Origin of the sequence: Thermococcus sp. (genome assembly GCF_015523185.1) — an archaeon.
In the GTDB taxonomy this organism is placed as follows: domain Archaea; phylum Methanobacteriota_B; class Thermococci; order Thermococcales; family Thermococcaceae; genus Thermococcus.
On sequence record NZ_WAKV01000020.1, the window covers coordinates 1 to 12,879 of the forward strand.

Here is a 12,879-nt window from a genome sequence, read left to right on the forward strand (position 1 = left end):
AGCGTTCAGATAAGGGACGTTGAGCTGAAGTTCGTCTCATATGGCAGGTTCATCAAGCTCGGCCACCTCCTCGGAAACCGATTCAGGATAATCGTCCGCGATGTGGATGAGAAAGCCTTTGAGAGGGCGAAGGAGATAGTCGGCGAGCTCCATGAGAAAGGGGGCTTTCCGAATTACTTCGGCTACCAGCGCTTCGGCGAGAGGCGCGTTGTGAACCACCTCGTTGGCAGGCTCCTTCTTCAGAGGAAGTTTGAGGAGGCGGCGAGACTTTTTCTCGGCCACACCGATGGAAGAATGGAGGGTGATGAGGCGAGGAGAAACTTCTGGGAGACCGGCGACGTGAACAGGGCCTTAGAGGAGTTTCCACGCTTCTTAAGGTATGAAAGAACGTTGCTCTACATATACAAGAAAACCGGGAGCTGGAAAAGGGCCTTTCTGAGCCTTCCACTCCCGGTGATGCGCATATTCATCCACGCCTACCAGAGTTACCTCTTCAACCTCTACCTCTCGCGAAGAATGGAGGAGCTTCCACTCAATGAAGCCCTGGTAGGGGATATAGTCGTTCAGGTCAAGGGGGGTATTCCCTACCGCGATAGAACCTACCGCGTTACGGAGACAAACAGGGCCTTCGTCAACGAAAAGATAAAGAAAAACCGGGCGATGGTATCCGGCCCCCTGTTCGGCTTCGCCATGAGAAGGGCTAAGGGCCTTCCCGGAAGACTCGAGGAAGAAATTCTTGAGGAGGAAGGTCTAAACCTCGAAACTTTCAAGAAACTGCCGAAGCCGATGGCCGAACCCGGTGGTCGGAGGGAACTCCTCATAAGGCCCCTTGGACTTACCTACGGTTACATCCCTAAAACCGGCATGTGCTTCCGCTTCTTCCTGCCGAAGGGCGTCTACGCGACGAGCGTTTTAAGGGAGATTATGAAGGACCATTGATGTGTAGAAAGCCTTATATTTGTCCCTCCATTCTCGCTTTTGGGTGAGAAGATGGTAAGGATTAAGGCGATATCCCTCGATATAGACGGTACGATTACATACCGAGACAGGAGGATAAGCGTGGAGGCACTGAAGGCGGTAAGACTTGCCGAGGGCCTTGACCTTCCGGTAATGCTCGTCACCGGAAATTCTGTTCCATTCGCAGAGGCCGCGGCGGTTTTCATAGGAACGAGCGGGCCGGTTATCGCTGAAGACGGTGGAGCACTTTCGCTCAAGGACGAGGGGACGATGAGGAAGCGCGTTTTTCTAACCGATATGGACGAGGAGTGGATACTCTGGAGCGAGCTGAAGAAGAGATACCCTGAGGCGGAGCTCAGTTTCTCGATGATGGAGAGAAAAGCTGGCCTCGTCCTGAGGAGGACCGTTCCCGTGGGCGTGGTTCGGGAGATAATAGAGGAGCTTGGGCTCAACCTCATAGCGGTGGACTCAGGCTTTGCAATCCACGTTAAAAAGCCCTGGATAAACAAGGGAACGGGAATAGAGAAGGCCTGCGAGTTTCTCGGGATAAAGCCGAGCGAAGTGGCTCATGTAGGCGACGGGGAGAACGATTTAGATGCCTTCAGCGTCGTTGGTTACCGCGTGGCGATAGCCCAGGCCCCGGAGGGATTGAAGGAAAAGGCCGATTACGTGACTGAGAAGCCCTACGGCGATGGGGGGGCGGAGGCGATAATGCATATCCTGAGAAAGTTTGGCTACCTCGGTGAGGGCGATGATTATTAGGAAAGCGACACTTGAGGATGTTAGAGCCATAGTCGAAGTTCACACTGCCGGTGAAGATATCGGAGGAAGCTTACTTGAGCGCTACTCCTCCGGTGGCCCGTGGATGAGCGTTGAAACGCTCGCGATACACCTCAACAACCTCCTCCTTGAGGGCCAGGTCGTTGCCGTTGCCGAGCTCGACGGAAAAATAGTTGGTGAGGCTGAGGTTCTCTTTTCCAAAGAGCCCATCGGGGGTGAAATTAAGAGAATAGCCCACGTCGATGTGATAGAGGTCCATCCTGATTATAGGGGCATAGGGGTAGGCAGGGCACTGGTTGAGTTCGCTGAAGACATGGCTAAGGAGAAAGGGGCTGAGCTGATAACCGCCCAGCCGGAGAGAAGTGCGATGGGCTTTTATGAGAGGCTGGGCTTCAACGCTACCGTCTTCAGGGGTACGGTGGTCTCGATTCCCGCAGTTGGTGATGGTCAAGTCAGCGTGTCTCCCTTCACATGGAGAGACGTTGAAACCCTTGAACTCGTCGCGGGGAGATTCCAGAGTTCCTACAGCATGTTCTTCTCCGCTTTCAGGGACAACATGGCTGGAATTCATTACACCGTTGAAAGCGGAAGGAGCGGGGAGTCATACTACGTCCTCAGGAACCTCCCCGGGAGGGAAGGGGTCGCGATGCTTCTCTGGGGCAGGCTTGAGGAAGCGAGAGGAGTTATCGGCCGGGCGAGGGGACTTGGCTATACGAGAATTCTGACGGTTCTTCCAGATGGGAAGGAAGGTTTTGGCGCCCGGAAGATTGGAGAACTTAAAATTGTGGGAAAGGCCCTCACCGGAGGAACTCTTTAGCCAAGGCAACCTCCATGGCAGTTCCCAGGTAGAGGACGTCCTCATCAACGTTGAACTTCGGGTGATGGGGCGGGTAAATTATCCCCTTCTCCTCGTTCCTTATGCCCAGTGCTAGAAACGCCCCGGGAACCCTCTGGAGGTAATAGGCAAAGTCCTCAGCTCCCATCGACATCGGGACGTCGGCGTGTTTTAGCCCATACTTTTCCGCAACTTTTCTCGCGAAGTCAGCCATTTCCCTGTTGTTAATCGTCGGCGGAACGAGTTCTACTATCTCATTTTTGCTTTCTATGTTGTGGGCCTTCGCTATGGACGTTGATATCTCGTCTATTCTCCTCTGGATTAGCTTCCCAATATCCTCACTGTAGAACCTGAAAGTACCCTTCAGTTCGGCCTCCTCCGGAATAATGTTGTGGGCGGTGCCCGAGTTGAAGGCAGTCACGCTAACAACTGCGGTCTCGAAGGGAGAAACGTTTCTGCTCACAATAGTCTGGAGGGCCGTTACAATTTCGGCACCGGCTATAATCGGGTCCCGCGCGAGATGCGGATAAGCCCCGTGCCCACCTAGTCCTTTGAGCTTTATCGTAAAGAACCCTGCACCGGCCAGGAAGGGCCCTTCACGGATTCCAATTACCCCGCTTGGCAGTTCCATCCAGACGTGGAAGCCGAAGATGGAATCAACGCCTTCTAAAGCTCCCCCTTCAATCATCTTGACGGCCCCGTTTCCGCCTTCTTCAGCGGGCTGAAATATAAGACGCACCCTTCCATTGAACTCCTCGATGTGTTCGGCTATTATCTTTCCGGCCCCGAGGAGCATGGCTGTGTGTGCGTCGTGGCCGCAGGCGTGCATCTTTCCGGGGACCCTCGACCGGTAGGGGACGTCATTCTCCTCCTGAATCGGCAGGGCGTCCATGTCCGCGCGCAGGGCTATCGTTTTCTCCCCTTCTCCAATGTCCGCTATAATCCCTGTTCCAACGCGCTTTATCCTGTAACCCCACTCGCGCAGGTGCTTCTCGACTATTCTCGATGTTCTCTCTTCTTCATATTTGAGTTCCGGCCACATGTGGAAGTCCCTTCTCCAGGCCACAATCTGGTCCTTAATCTCCAGGGCCTCTTCGATGGGGTTCATCGCTATCACCATAATATTTTTTAAGAGAGCGGCATATTAGCTTTTCGATGAATATCTAAAGGATTTTCTCGACCGCAAAATTTATAAACCCACCCAGATAGGTGATTACGGCGTTCAGGTGGGCCGGTAGCTCAGCCTGGTATGAGCGCCGCCTTGGCAAGGCGGAGGCCCCGGGTTCAAATCCCGGCCGGTCCACCAACATTTGGGTTGGGCCCGTGGTCTAGACTGGTTATGACGCCACCCTGACAAGGTGGAGGTCCGGGGTTCGAATCCCCGCGGGCCCACCATTGGAAACTTTTGACGGGTAACGGAAGAATAAGTGCCTGTTTTAGAACTGGTAAATTCTCACGTGGGTTTCTTATCTACTCGCTTTCCCGTGAGTATTTCGCTTAAGAAGGTACCCTTTGAGTGCGAGTTTGGTATAAAACTCATCTAAATTGCTGAATTATGATTCAAACTTCTTCAAACACTTTGAACCAAAAGGTATGCAATCTATCATGCTCCCATTTGAGTAATCAAAAACTTTTTGGTTAAACTTTGCACAAGCAAAGTTTCTGAGGTAAGGTTTATAAGAACACTTTCAAAGCACGACCGAGGCGAGAGGTGTGGGGCGCGAGGTAACCGATGAGAAGCTCCAGAAGTATTTTAGAATCACCGAGGAGGCACTGAAGAGACTCGAAGTCGCCGTCCATGAGAAAAGCCTCTTGCACGCCGTCGCGCGGGATTTTCTAACGATGGCTAGGAGCTATTTTGAGGACGCCAAGTACTACTACGAGAAGGGCGACTACGTTACAGCGTTTGCCGCTCTAAACTACGCGCACGGCTTTATAGATGCCGGTGTGAGGCTCGGTGTGTTTAGGGGTGAAGACGATAGGCTTTTTGCCTTTGGGTGAGGTGAGCGGGATGGGAGACTATTTAGTTGTTCTCGAGGCGCCTATAATCGTGAGGGACGTCGAGACGAGCGAGGATGCGATAAACGTCGCGGTTAGCAAGGTTACAAAGGCACTCAACAGGGAAAAACTGGACTTCGTTCGCGTTGAGCTCGGCTACTCCCAGTGTCCGGTCTGTGGTGCCCACTTCGAGAGTGCCTTCGTCATCGGAAACGTTGGTCTCGTTGGGATGTATCTAACTCTTAAGGTCTATAACGCTCAGACGATAGAGCATGCCGAGAGAATTGCTAAGGCCGTCGTTGGGAAGGCCCTCAAAAAGGTTCCCCTCAAGGTCTACGAGATAAGAGAGCTCGAAGAGGAAGAGGGCGATGGGGTCGAGCTCTGAGTTAATTTTTTAAGCACTCTCCAATCAAAGCACCACATAACCATCGGAGGTTTTGCCATGACAAAGTTCATATTTGTCACGGGTGGTGTTGTTAGTGGCCTCGGCAAGGGCATCACCAGTGCTTCTCTCGGCATGCTCATGAAGGCAAGGGGCTTCAGGGCAACGAACATCAAAATCGACCCCTACCTCAACTACGACGCGGGAACCATGAACCCGTACCAGCACGGTGAGGTTTTCGTTCTGGATGACGGTGGTGAGGTTGACCTCGATTTAGGGAACTACGAGCGCTTTCTCAACACCAGCTTGAGCTTTGACCACAACATAACCACCGGTAAGGTTTACTCCGCCGTCATCGAGAAGGAGAGGAAAGGGGAATACCTCGGCGCGACCGTTCAGGTCATTCCACACATCACCAACGAGATAAAGGAGCGCATCAGGAGGATTGCAAGGGACTACGATGTCGTTATAGTCGAAATCGGTGGAACGGTTGGAGATATTGAAGGCATGCCCTTCCTCGAGGCGGCGAGACAGATGCAACTCGAGGAAGGTAGGGAGAACGTTGCCTTCGTCCACGTTACCTACGTTCCAAAGCTCCGCGTTGTGGGAGAACAGAAGACGAAGCCGACTCAACACAGTGTTAAGGAGCTCCGTTCCCTTGGAATCCAGCCGGATGCAATCGTTGCCCGCTCCGAGGAACCCCTTGAGGAGAGCGCAAGGAGAAAGATAAGCCTCTTCACCAACGTTCCCGAAGAGGCAGTAATCAGCGCCTACGACGTGGAGGACACCTATGAGGTTCCACTGATGCTCGAAAAGGAGGGGCTGGCCAGATACCTTGTAAAGAGGCTTGGTCTTCCCGAGAAGGAGCCGGAACTCGAGGAATGGCGCAAAATGGTCGAGAAGTACAAGAGCCTCGATAGGGAAGTTGAGATTGCAATAGTCGGCAAGTATGTCAAGCTTGCGGATTCCTACCTGAGCATCAAGGAGGCTCTAAAGCACTCAAGTGTTGCCAACGACGTCAAGGTTAAAATCAGATGGATTGAGGCAGAGAACGTTGAGAGGAAGGGCGTTGGCCTTCTGGAGAGCGTTGACGGTATAATCGTTCCCGGTGGCTTTGGAGCGAGGGGAAGCGAGGGCAAAATGATGGCCATACGCTACGCGAGGGAAAACGACATCCCGTTCCTCGGAATCTGCTTCGGCTTCCAATTAACCGTTGTGGAATTCGCAAGGAACGTCCTCGGCCTTAAGGGAGCACATTCAACCGAGATAGACCCTCAGACACCTTATCCTGTTGTGGATTTAATGCCGGAACAACGCGATTTAGACAGACTCGGTGGAACCATGAGGCTTGGAGCTTATCCGGTTCACATAAAACCAAACACCCTGGCAAAGAAGCTTTACGGCAGGGAGATAGTCTACGAGCGCCACCGTCATCGCTGGGAGGTTAATCCGGACTACATTGAGAAATTCGAGGAGGCCGGTCTTGTCTTCAGCGGAATAGCGGGTGATGACGAGAGAAGGATGGAAATCCTCGAGTTGCCCAACCACAGCTACTTCATAGCGACCCAGTTCCATCCCGAGTTCAAGTCGAAGCCTATGAACCCGGCGCCCGTCTTCAAGGGTTTGGTTGAGGCGGCAAAGAAAAAGAGGTATCAATAAAGAAGCTCTTCTCCCTTTCTTATGAACCCCCTGAGCTCAAGGTAGAGGAAAGTCCCACCGGCCCAGAGGAACGCCACGAAGAACGCCTTGAACGGAGCTTCAAGGAGCATTATTACGAGGGGGTTCACCCCGGAGATGCTCAGGGGCAGAACGAACGGGGCCATAAGGAGCGAGAGAGTAAAACCAAAGAGTACTGCCAAGAGGCCGTAGCCAAGGGCACTGAGGAGGTGCCTGAAAGTCAGACCCAGCGCCTCTATAGCGGCCCCAACATTGCCGGTTTCGATGTAGGCCGGAACGACGAGGGAATAGTAGGTCAGAACAACGGGGATAAGGGCAAAGAACATCGCGACTCCAAGAAGTAAGATAAAGGGGCTCATTGTGAGGGCACCGAGGAGGATTAGGCCGAGGGGGACAATCGCCAGTAGGATTGAGACCAGATAAGCCAAAAGGTTCACGAGAACGACCCCCGGTATCCTGGGCAACGCCTCGCCAAATAAAGAGTTCGGGGAGTAGTTCTCGCCAAGAACGGAGAGCCAGTATGCCTTGACCGCGGTGTATTCAACGAATGAAAGGACAATCACAAAGACCAGTAACTTAGTGAAGGATATCTCAAGGGAATTGATGAAGTCCTTCTCTGATACCGCCCCGTAGTTCTCAAAGATGACGTTGCCTAACACATGCGTTCTTGCAACGCTCGATGGGTGGTTGACCGGGAAAATCAGTTGAACAACCGAAACAACCAAGAGTGCCGATAGGATAAGAAGGTACACGCCCTTGTTCTCTACTACCAAGGAGAAGGCCTTTGAGAAGGCATCAAGCGCACCCATTGACACCACCTCAATTAGTAATGAAGAAGGCGCTTAAAAGAATTCCCCTAAGAAAAGCTTATAAACAAACCCCCCAAAGTGGCGATGGGTTCATCAGGCTAATCGAGGTGAGATAAATGGCTATCTGGCAGGGAAGGTCACTTAAGAAACCCTCAGGTGGAAGGATTGTCCTCGCGAGGAAGAAGAGGAAGAGGGAGCTCGGAAGGGAGCCCGCGAACACCAAGGTTGCCGAGGAAAGGGAGAGGAGGAAGATAATCAGAACCTACGGCGGAAACAGAAAAGTCCGCCTCGTCGAGGCCCTCTACGCCAACGTCTTCGACGGTGGAAAGGGCAAGAAGGTCAAGATACTCAACGTCGTCGAGAACCCGGCCAACAGGCAGTACGCGAGGAGAAACATAATCACCAAAGGGGCCATAATAGAGACCGAGCTCGGAAAGGCAATCGTCACCAGCAGGCCTGGTCAGGACGGTGTCGTTAACGCCGTTCTCCTTAAGGAGGAGAACGCCTGATTTTTTCATACCTTTTAACGTCTCTTTCTGGGACTCGCGTTATAAGGCACTATTGGGTTTTATTAGATAAATGCAAGGGTGGTAGTAATGCAAAAAAGCAAAGTCTTGGCTACTCTCTAAACTTCGAGAATTCCTTTTCCATGATTTTCCTCGCAAGTTCTTTGGCCTTCGGCTCTACTATCGCTATAACCCTCTTCTTCAGTTCTTCAAGGCCCTCCCCGGTTATGGCCGAGATTTTAACCGGCTCAAGGCCCTTTGCTTTGACGAACTCCTCGACTTTTTTGACCTTTTCCTCCTCAGCTACGTCCACCTTGTTGATTGCCACTATGAAGGGGAATTCCCCAAATTCTTCGAGTATCTCCTCAAAGAGGTGCATCTGTTCTTCAATTGGGAAACCGCAGTACTCGCTCGGGTCGAATATATAAACGATGACATCGGCCAAGTGTTTCAGGGCCAGAATCGCCTGCTTCTCAACCTCGTTTCTCTCGCTTAGGGGCCTGTCAAGTAAACCCGGCGTGTCTATGACCTGGTAGCGGAGGTAGTGCTCCTCGAACTGGCCGACGTTTATGCCCTTCGTTGTGAAGGGGTAGCTAGCCACCTCCGGCTTCGCGTTGGTTAATGCCCTCAGCAACGTGCTCTTCCCGACGTTGGGGTGGCCTGCTATGACCACCGTTGGAAGCTCCAAATCAACGACCGGCAACTCCTTGAGAACGTTCCTAGCCTGGTTGAGGTATCTGAGGTCGTCGTCAATATCGTGGAGTATATCCGCAACTCGACCGTAAAAGGCCCTTCTGAGTTTTGCTATTTCCCTTGGGTCTCTCTCAAACCTTATCTTCTCGACGTAGCGTTGCTCAAGGTTTCTGATGGTTTTTATGGCCCAGTTCACCCTAGCCAAAGAGCGGTGGAACTGGTCCCTGTCAACGAGGGTATCAACCAGTTCCTTGTAGAACTCCGGAAGGGTCGAAACTCCCGGCGTTCTGTCGAGTATCTTCCTCAGGTTGTCCCTCACGACGTTTGAAACCGTCCTGACGCGGAGTTCTTCCCTCTGACGGGCCTTGGCGACCTTCCCTCCTGGGGGATTGTAGGCTGAAGCCGCCCTTTCGGCCCTTCGAAAGGCCTTGTCGATGAGCTCATCAGCGGTAAGAACCGTTGGCATCTTTTCGAAAGGATTCTTCATCCTCACCCCTCCCCAATCTCGCGGAGAAAAGGTTGGGGAGGGGACTTTAAAAAGGTATTCAATCGAGGGAGCGGTATATGATAACCCCAATAAGCGATGCCAAGGCAACGAGGAAGAGCAGTACGAGGCTCATCAGCTTACCTACGTGGGAGGAATCCGTAAAGCCAGCTATCACCATCAGGAAGAAGACCACCACCGTGAGAAGGCCGAGCTTCTCAAAGAGCCCCTCGTACCTGTTAAGTTTGTCAACAATCGCACCAAGTCCCATATTTTCACCCTCCTTTGGTGTGTTCTAAGAACCAAATTGGTGCGAAAATATAAAAATGTATCGCTAGAGCTCAATAACCCTGCCCACGTGAAGGGGCTCAACTCCCTCGCCGAGCCGACACTTGAGGTAAGCAAAGGCTCCAAGACCCGTGCAGTGTCCGGCGTAGAGCCCAGCCCTGACGTTATTCACAACGTCTTCAAGGAGCCCTTCACTGGCACCAATCAGGTGGAGCCCACCTATGAGTGCCATGACGGGCTTTCCGCCAACCTTCTCCGCGTGTCTGACTATGTTCACAACCCCAGAATGACCGCAACCGGTTATAACAGCAGTCGAATCGCCGAGGTCAAGTATGAGTGCCATATCGTCTTTAACGGGGTCCTTCCTTCCGTCGGGGAAATAGCCAACCGCCCTGTCCCAGGTTATTCTCTCTATCTCCCCGGAGCTGATGAAACCATCGGCGAACTCAAAGGGCTTCTCGCTGAGAATGAACTCCGCTCCAAGTTCTTCGAGCTCTTTCCTCGTGAACGGAATCCCTATTTCTCTCCTCCTAGGTTTGAGTACAACCCTGTGCTGGAATATTCCCGGGTGGGCGATAACCTCCAGGGGCTTCGAGCGGGCCTGAAGGAGGGCCTTCATTCCACCGGTGTGGTCGTAGTGGCCGTGGGTGATGAAGAGGTAGTCTATCGAGTCGGGTTCAACACCAAGGGCCTTCATGTTGTTGATGAGGACATCCCCATCGGTTCCGGTGTCGACGAGAACCCTTAATTTCTTGTGCTCCACCAAGGCCGAGAAGCCGTGACCGCCAAGGAGGCCTTTCCTAAAGCCCGCGTGGTTTTCATAGAGAACCGTGACCTTCATACGTACCACCGCGAAAAGTTTATGTTCCCCCCGTTTTAAATCCAGCTGTGGTAGAGATGAGTACCCCCATTGAAGCACTCCTCTCAGGAATTCTCTTTGCGCTGGCATCTTGGCTACCCATGAACCCAGAAGGGGAGTGGGTTTCGTCCCTCGTGAGGAGCTACCACTCGTTCCTAGTCCCTGCTTACCTTGGGGTAACCTTTGCGGTTATGTTCCATTACAGGGAAAGGTTTTCGACGCTCTCCCTCAAAGCCATGAGGGGGACTTACGAAGCAGAGCTCAAGTACCTCTTCTTTGCGACCCTGTTTACGGTCCTCATCGGCTTTCCCCTTCTGGAATGCCCCATCGGAATAACTGGAAAGGAATCGGCAATCGTCAACATCCTCATAGGAATGCTCATCGTTCTTCTGGCGTTGAACACCCCGAAGAAGAACCCGCTGAAGGAACTCGACAAAAAACTGCCCGAGCAACCGAGTATCCTGGATGCCCTCTCGGGAGGAGTCCTCCAGGGGTTCGCCCTCCTTGAAGGGGTCACGAGAACGGGCATAGTTACCCTCGGCCTCCTCTTACCAGGTCACAGCGGTAGAAAGGCCCTTGAATGGGGATTTCTAATCTCTCCAGCATATTTCGTCCTTAGACTCCTTCAGCTTGGAAACTGGGAGTCCAGCGGTTCCGCATGGATTCCCTTCCTTGCCTTTCTCTCCGCGTTCTTGACAACTCTACTCTTGATTCCACTCCTCGAAAAACTCGCTGAAAGGTGGGAAAAGCCGTTTTTGATTGCGTTCGGTCTGATTGCAATTGCCTACGCTCTGGAGGTGATGATGTGAAAGGGGTCATACTCGCCGCAGGAAAGGGAGAAAGGTTGAGGCCTTTAACCGACGACCGGCCGAAGGTAATCCTCAAGGTGGCCAACAGGGCGATTATCGAGTATGTCCTTGAAAACCTGTATCCCTTTGTGGATGAGTTCGTTGTTATCGTGCGCTATCATAAGGAAAAGCTAATCGAAGTTCTCGGCGATGAGTTCGGTGGCAAGCCGATAACCTACGTTGAGCAGTTGCCCGGTGAGGGAACGGCCAAGGCCATAGAGAGCGCCAGGGAGAGCGTTGAGGAGGAATTCATTGTTGCCAACGGGGACATATACTTCGAGGAAAACGCCATAAGAGAGCTGGTATCTGCATTCAGGAGGGAAAAGGCCCACGTTGCCATGGTCGTCAAGCACTTCGACGATTTAAGCCACTTTGGGAAGGTTGAGCTAGACGGATTGAGAGTGGTTAGAATCGCCGAAAAGCCCGGGAAGGTTCCCGGTTACGCTAACCTTGGAATCTACGCCTTCCGCTCAAGCGTCTTTGAGTTCATAGCGAAGACCAAGCTCAGCGAACGCGGGGAGTACGAGATAACCGACACGATAAACCTCATGATTGACGCGGGACTTAACGTCGTTGCCGTTCCCTACGATGGCTACTGGAACGACATCGGAAGGCCCTGGAACCTTTTGGAACTCAACGAATACATCCTGAAGAACAAACTGAGGCACGAGATTAGGGGAACCGTCGAGGAGGGGGCAACAATAGTCCCGCCCGTTGAAATCGGAGAGGGAACCGTCGTGAGGAGCGGGTCTTATATAATCGGCCCCGTGAAGATTGGCAGGAACTCCAGAATAGGCCCGAACTGTTTCATAAGGCCCTACACGAGCATAGGCAATAACTGTCACATAGGCAACGCCGTGGAAGTCAAGAACTCCATCATAATGGACAACTCAAATGCTCCCCATCTTAACTACGTGGGTGACTCGATAATCGGCGAGAACACTAACTTAGGAGCTGGGACGATAACAGCCAATCTAAGGCACGACAGGGGCAACATCAAGGTTGAAATCAAGGGCAAGCTCGAAGACAGTGGTAGACACAAGCTGGGAGCAATAATTGGCCACAACGTAAAGGTTGGTATCAACGTCAGCATCTATCCGGGCAGAAAGATAGGGAGCAACTCTTTTATAGGGCCAGGTGTTATCGTTGACCGCAACGTTCCGCCGAAGAGCCTCGTGGTGGTGAGGCAGGAGAAGTTGGTGATGGAAAGATGAGCATTCCCGGAAGCGACCTTATCCCCTACCTTAATTTCATCTCAAGGTGGGCTCTCTTCATAGCGGTAACTTACAAGGCTTATGAGACGAGGGATAAGGGGTGGGTCCTGATAAGTACGGCCTCCCTCATAGACGCTCTGGATATGGAAGATTACATTCTCAATCCCCTTGGGATTCACATAAACCCACAGGCCTACGCTATAGCCGCTAGGATTCCGAATTTCTTTTTTGGAATCCTGATAATTTGGGGTGCGTTTCACCTGAAGTACGGAAGGACCGAGTTTAAGCACACGATTTATCTTTCAGCACTGACAATTATGTCGTACATCTGGCTCTTTCTCCTTGCAACGGACGTTTTTAAGAGCCCAACAGAGAGGGCCTTGCTACCCTCTCTTGTTCTCGGGGGTGCGCTTATATATCTTGGCTGCATTCTCGACAAGTACGTAATCTCCCGCGGAACGCCAGAGGTTCTGTTTCCCTGGGGCTTAATCCTCCTTGGAGCCCTGAACGTGACGTATCCCGTCACGAGGTTCATAGACTGGTTCGCCC

At 52.3% G+C, this 12,879-nt stretch carries 14 protein-coding genes, 2 tRNA genes and 1 pseudogene; 12 read left to right on the forward strand and 5 right to left on the reverse strand.

Going from position 1 to position 12,879, the window contains the following annotated elements; all coding sequences use genetic code 11:
- The 3 genes from truD to F7B33_RS02200 form a co-directional block, all read left to right on the forward strand.
- Window positions 1-939 (forward strand): tRNA pseudouridine(13) synthase TruD (truD, locus tag F7B33_RS02190; protein WP_297072880.1); only part of this gene is annotated, 939 nt, incomplete at its 5' end.
- Window positions 940-990: 51 nt separating this feature from the next.
- Window positions 991-1,719, forward strand: coding sequence for a phosphoglycolate phosphatase (locus F7B33_RS02195; protein ID WP_297072882.1), 729 nt, complete (start codon window positions 991-993; stop codon window positions 1,717-1,719).
- A complete protein-coding gene (locus F7B33_RS02200) occupies window positions 1,709-2,554 on the forward strand; it encodes a GNAT family N-acetyltransferase (protein ID WP_297072884.1) in 846 nt (281 codons plus the stop codon). The genes F7B33_RS02195 and F7B33_RS02200 overlap by 11 nt, the downstream gene beginning before the upstream one ends.
- On the opposite strand, the gene F7B33_RS02205 is transcribed toward F7B33_RS02200, so the two are convergent.
- Window positions 2,535-3,680, reverse strand: coding sequence for a M20 family metallopeptidase (locus F7B33_RS02205; RefSeq protein ID WP_297072894.1), 1,146 nt, complete (start codon window positions 3,678-3,680; stop codon window positions 2,535-2,537). The genes F7B33_RS02200 and F7B33_RS02205 overlap by 20 nt on opposite strands.
- Before the next feature lie 120 nt (window positions 3,681-3,800).
- Between F7B33_RS02205 and F7B33_RS02210 the strand changes: the two genes are divergently transcribed.
- The 5 genes from F7B33_RS02210 to pyrG all read left to right on the forward strand — a co-directional run bounded on the left by F7B33_RS02210 (window position 3,801) and on the right by pyrG (window position 6,611).
- Window positions 3,801-3,878, forward strand: a tRNA-Ala gene (locus tag F7B33_RS02210).
- An 11-nt stretch (window positions 3,879-3,889) separates the two neighbouring features.
- Window positions 3,890-3,967: transfer RNA gene (locus F7B33_RS02215), tRNA-Val, on the forward strand.
- Between the two features lie 318 nt (window positions 3,968-4,285).
- Window positions 4,286-4,573: a DUF357 domain-containing protein gene (locus F7B33_RS02220; protein WP_297065302.1), complete on the forward strand. Its 288-nt coding sequence runs from the start codon at window positions 4,286-4,288 to the stop codon at window positions 4,571-4,573.
- A 10-nt stretch (window positions 4,574-4,583) separates the two neighbouring features.
- Complete coding sequence (locus tag F7B33_RS02225) at window positions 4,584-4,955, forward strand: DUF555 domain-containing protein (RefSeq protein WP_297065305.1); 372 nt, start codon at window positions 4,584-4,586, stop codon at window positions 4,953-4,955.
- Between the two features lie 57 nt (window positions 4,956-5,012).
- The gene (gene pyrG / locus F7B33_RS02230; RefSeq protein WP_297072886.1) at window positions 5,013-6,611 is read left to right on the forward strand and encodes a glutamine hydrolyzing CTP synthase; all 1,599 of its coding nucleotides are present in this window, start codon (window positions 5,013-5,015) and stop codon (window positions 6,609-6,611) included.
- On the opposite strand, the gene F7B33_RS02235 is transcribed toward pyrG, so the two are convergent.
- Complete coding sequence (locus tag F7B33_RS02235; RefSeq protein ID WP_297072888.1) at window positions 6,605-7,438, reverse strand: hypothetical protein; 834 nt, start codon at window positions 7,436-7,438, stop codon at window positions 6,605-6,607. The two genes, pyrG and F7B33_RS02235, sit on opposite strands and share 7 nt — an antisense overlap.
- 116 nt (window positions 7,439-7,554) lie before the next feature.
- On the opposite strand from F7B33_RS02235, the gene F7B33_RS02240 reads away from it, so the two are divergent.
- Entirely contained in the window at window positions 7,555-7,947 is a 393-nt protein-coding gene (locus tag F7B33_RS02240; RefSeq protein ID WP_297065313.1) for a 30S ribosomal protein S8e, read from the forward strand.
- A gap of 109 nt (window positions 7,948-8,056) precedes the next feature.
- Here F7B33_RS02240 and F7B33_RS02245 read toward each other — a convergent pair whose 3' ends face one another.
- From F7B33_RS02245 to F7B33_RS02255, 3 genes are all read right to left on the reverse strand, one after another.
- Window positions 8,057-9,124 carry an NOG1 family protein gene (locus F7B33_RS02245; protein ID WP_297065315.1) on the reverse strand — a complete coding sequence of 356 codons (1,068 nt, stop codon included), beginning with the start codon at window positions 9,122-9,124 and terminating at the stop codon, window positions 8,057-8,059.
- Window positions 9,125-9,182: 58 nt separating this feature from the next.
- On the reverse strand, window positions 9,183-9,392 hold the full coding sequence (locus F7B33_RS02250) for a hypothetical protein (RefSeq protein ID WP_297065318.1): 210 nt from the start codon (window positions 9,390-9,392) through the stop codon (window positions 9,183-9,185).
- A gap of 63 nt (window positions 9,393-9,455) precedes the next feature.
- Window positions 9,456-10,250 carry an MBL fold metallo-hydrolase gene (locus F7B33_RS02255; RefSeq protein ID WP_297072889.1) on the reverse strand — a complete coding sequence of 265 codons (795 nt, stop codon included), beginning with the start codon at window positions 10,248-10,250 and terminating at the stop codon, window positions 9,456-9,458.
- A gap of 56 nt (window positions 10,251-10,306) precedes the next feature.
- Between F7B33_RS02255 and F7B33_RS02260 the strand changes: the two genes are divergently transcribed.
- From F7B33_RS02260 to F7B33_RS02270, 3 genes and pseudogenes are all read left to right on the forward strand, one after another.
- The gene (locus tag F7B33_RS02260) at window positions 10,307-11,077 is read left to right on the forward strand and encodes an undecaprenyl-diphosphate phosphatase (RefSeq protein ID WP_297072897.1); all 771 of its coding nucleotides are present in this window, start codon (window positions 10,307-10,309) and stop codon (window positions 11,075-11,077) included.
- Window positions 11,074-12,330, forward strand: coding sequence for a bifunctional sugar-1-phosphate nucleotidylyltransferase/acetyltransferase (glmU, locus tag F7B33_RS02265; RefSeq protein ID WP_297072892.1), 1,257 nt, complete (start codon window positions 11,074-11,076; stop codon window positions 12,328-12,330). Before F7B33_RS02260 ends, glmU begins: the two co-directional genes overlap by 4 nt.
- Window positions 12,327-12,879 (forward strand): annotated as a pseudogene (locus F7B33_RS02270) (hypothetical protein); the annotation flags it as partial. The gene glmU and the pseudogene F7B33_RS02270, both read left to right, overlap by 4 nt.

What these genes read in the sequence shown, in the direction of transcription:
- F7B33_RS02235 (WP_297072888.1), bottom strand. Translation starts at nt 7,438, where the DNA reads ATGGGTGCGCTTGATGCCTTCTCAAAGGCCTTCTCCTTGGTAGTAGAG.
- F7B33_RS02250 (WP_297065318.1), bottom strand. Translation starts at nt 9,392, where the DNA reads ATGGGACTTGGTGCGATTGTTGACAAACTTAACAGGTACGAGGGGCTC.
- F7B33_RS02260 (WP_297072897.1), top strand. Translation starts at nt 10,307, where the DNA reads ATGAGTACCCCCATTGAAGCACTCCTCTCAGGAATTCTCTTTGCGCTG.
- F7B33_RS02200 (WP_297072884.1), top strand. Translation starts at nt 1,709, where the DNA reads ATGATTATTAGGAAAGCGACACTTGAGGATGTTAGAGCCATAGTCGAA.
- pyrG (WP_297072886.1), top strand. Translation starts at nt 5,013, where the DNA reads ATGACAAAGTTCATATTTGTCACGGGTGGTGTTGTTAGTGGCCTCGGC.
- F7B33_RS02255 (WP_297072889.1), bottom strand. Translation starts at nt 10,250, where the DNA reads ATGAAGGTCACGGTTCTCTATGAAAACCACGCGGGCTTTAGGAAAGGC.
- F7B33_RS02205 (WP_297072894.1), bottom strand. Translation starts at nt 3,680, where the DNA reads ATGAACCCCATCGAAGAGGCCCTGGAGATTAAGGACCAGATTGTGGCC.
- F7B33_RS02195 (WP_297072882.1), top strand. Translation starts at nt 991, where the DNA reads ATGGTAAGGATTAAGGCGATATCCCTCGATATAGACGGTACGATTACA.
- F7B33_RS02245 (WP_297065315.1), bottom strand. Translation starts at nt 9,124, where the DNA reads ATGAAGAATCCTTTCGAAAAGATGCCAACGGTTCTTACCGCTGATGAG.
- F7B33_RS02225 (WP_297065305.1), top strand. Translation starts at nt 4,584, where the DNA reads ATGGGAGACTATTTAGTTGTTCTCGAGGCGCCTATAATCGTGAGGGAC.
- F7B33_RS02240 (WP_297065313.1), top strand. Translation starts at nt 7,555, where the DNA reads ATGGCTATCTGGCAGGGAAGGTCACTTAAGAAACCCTCAGGTGGAAGG.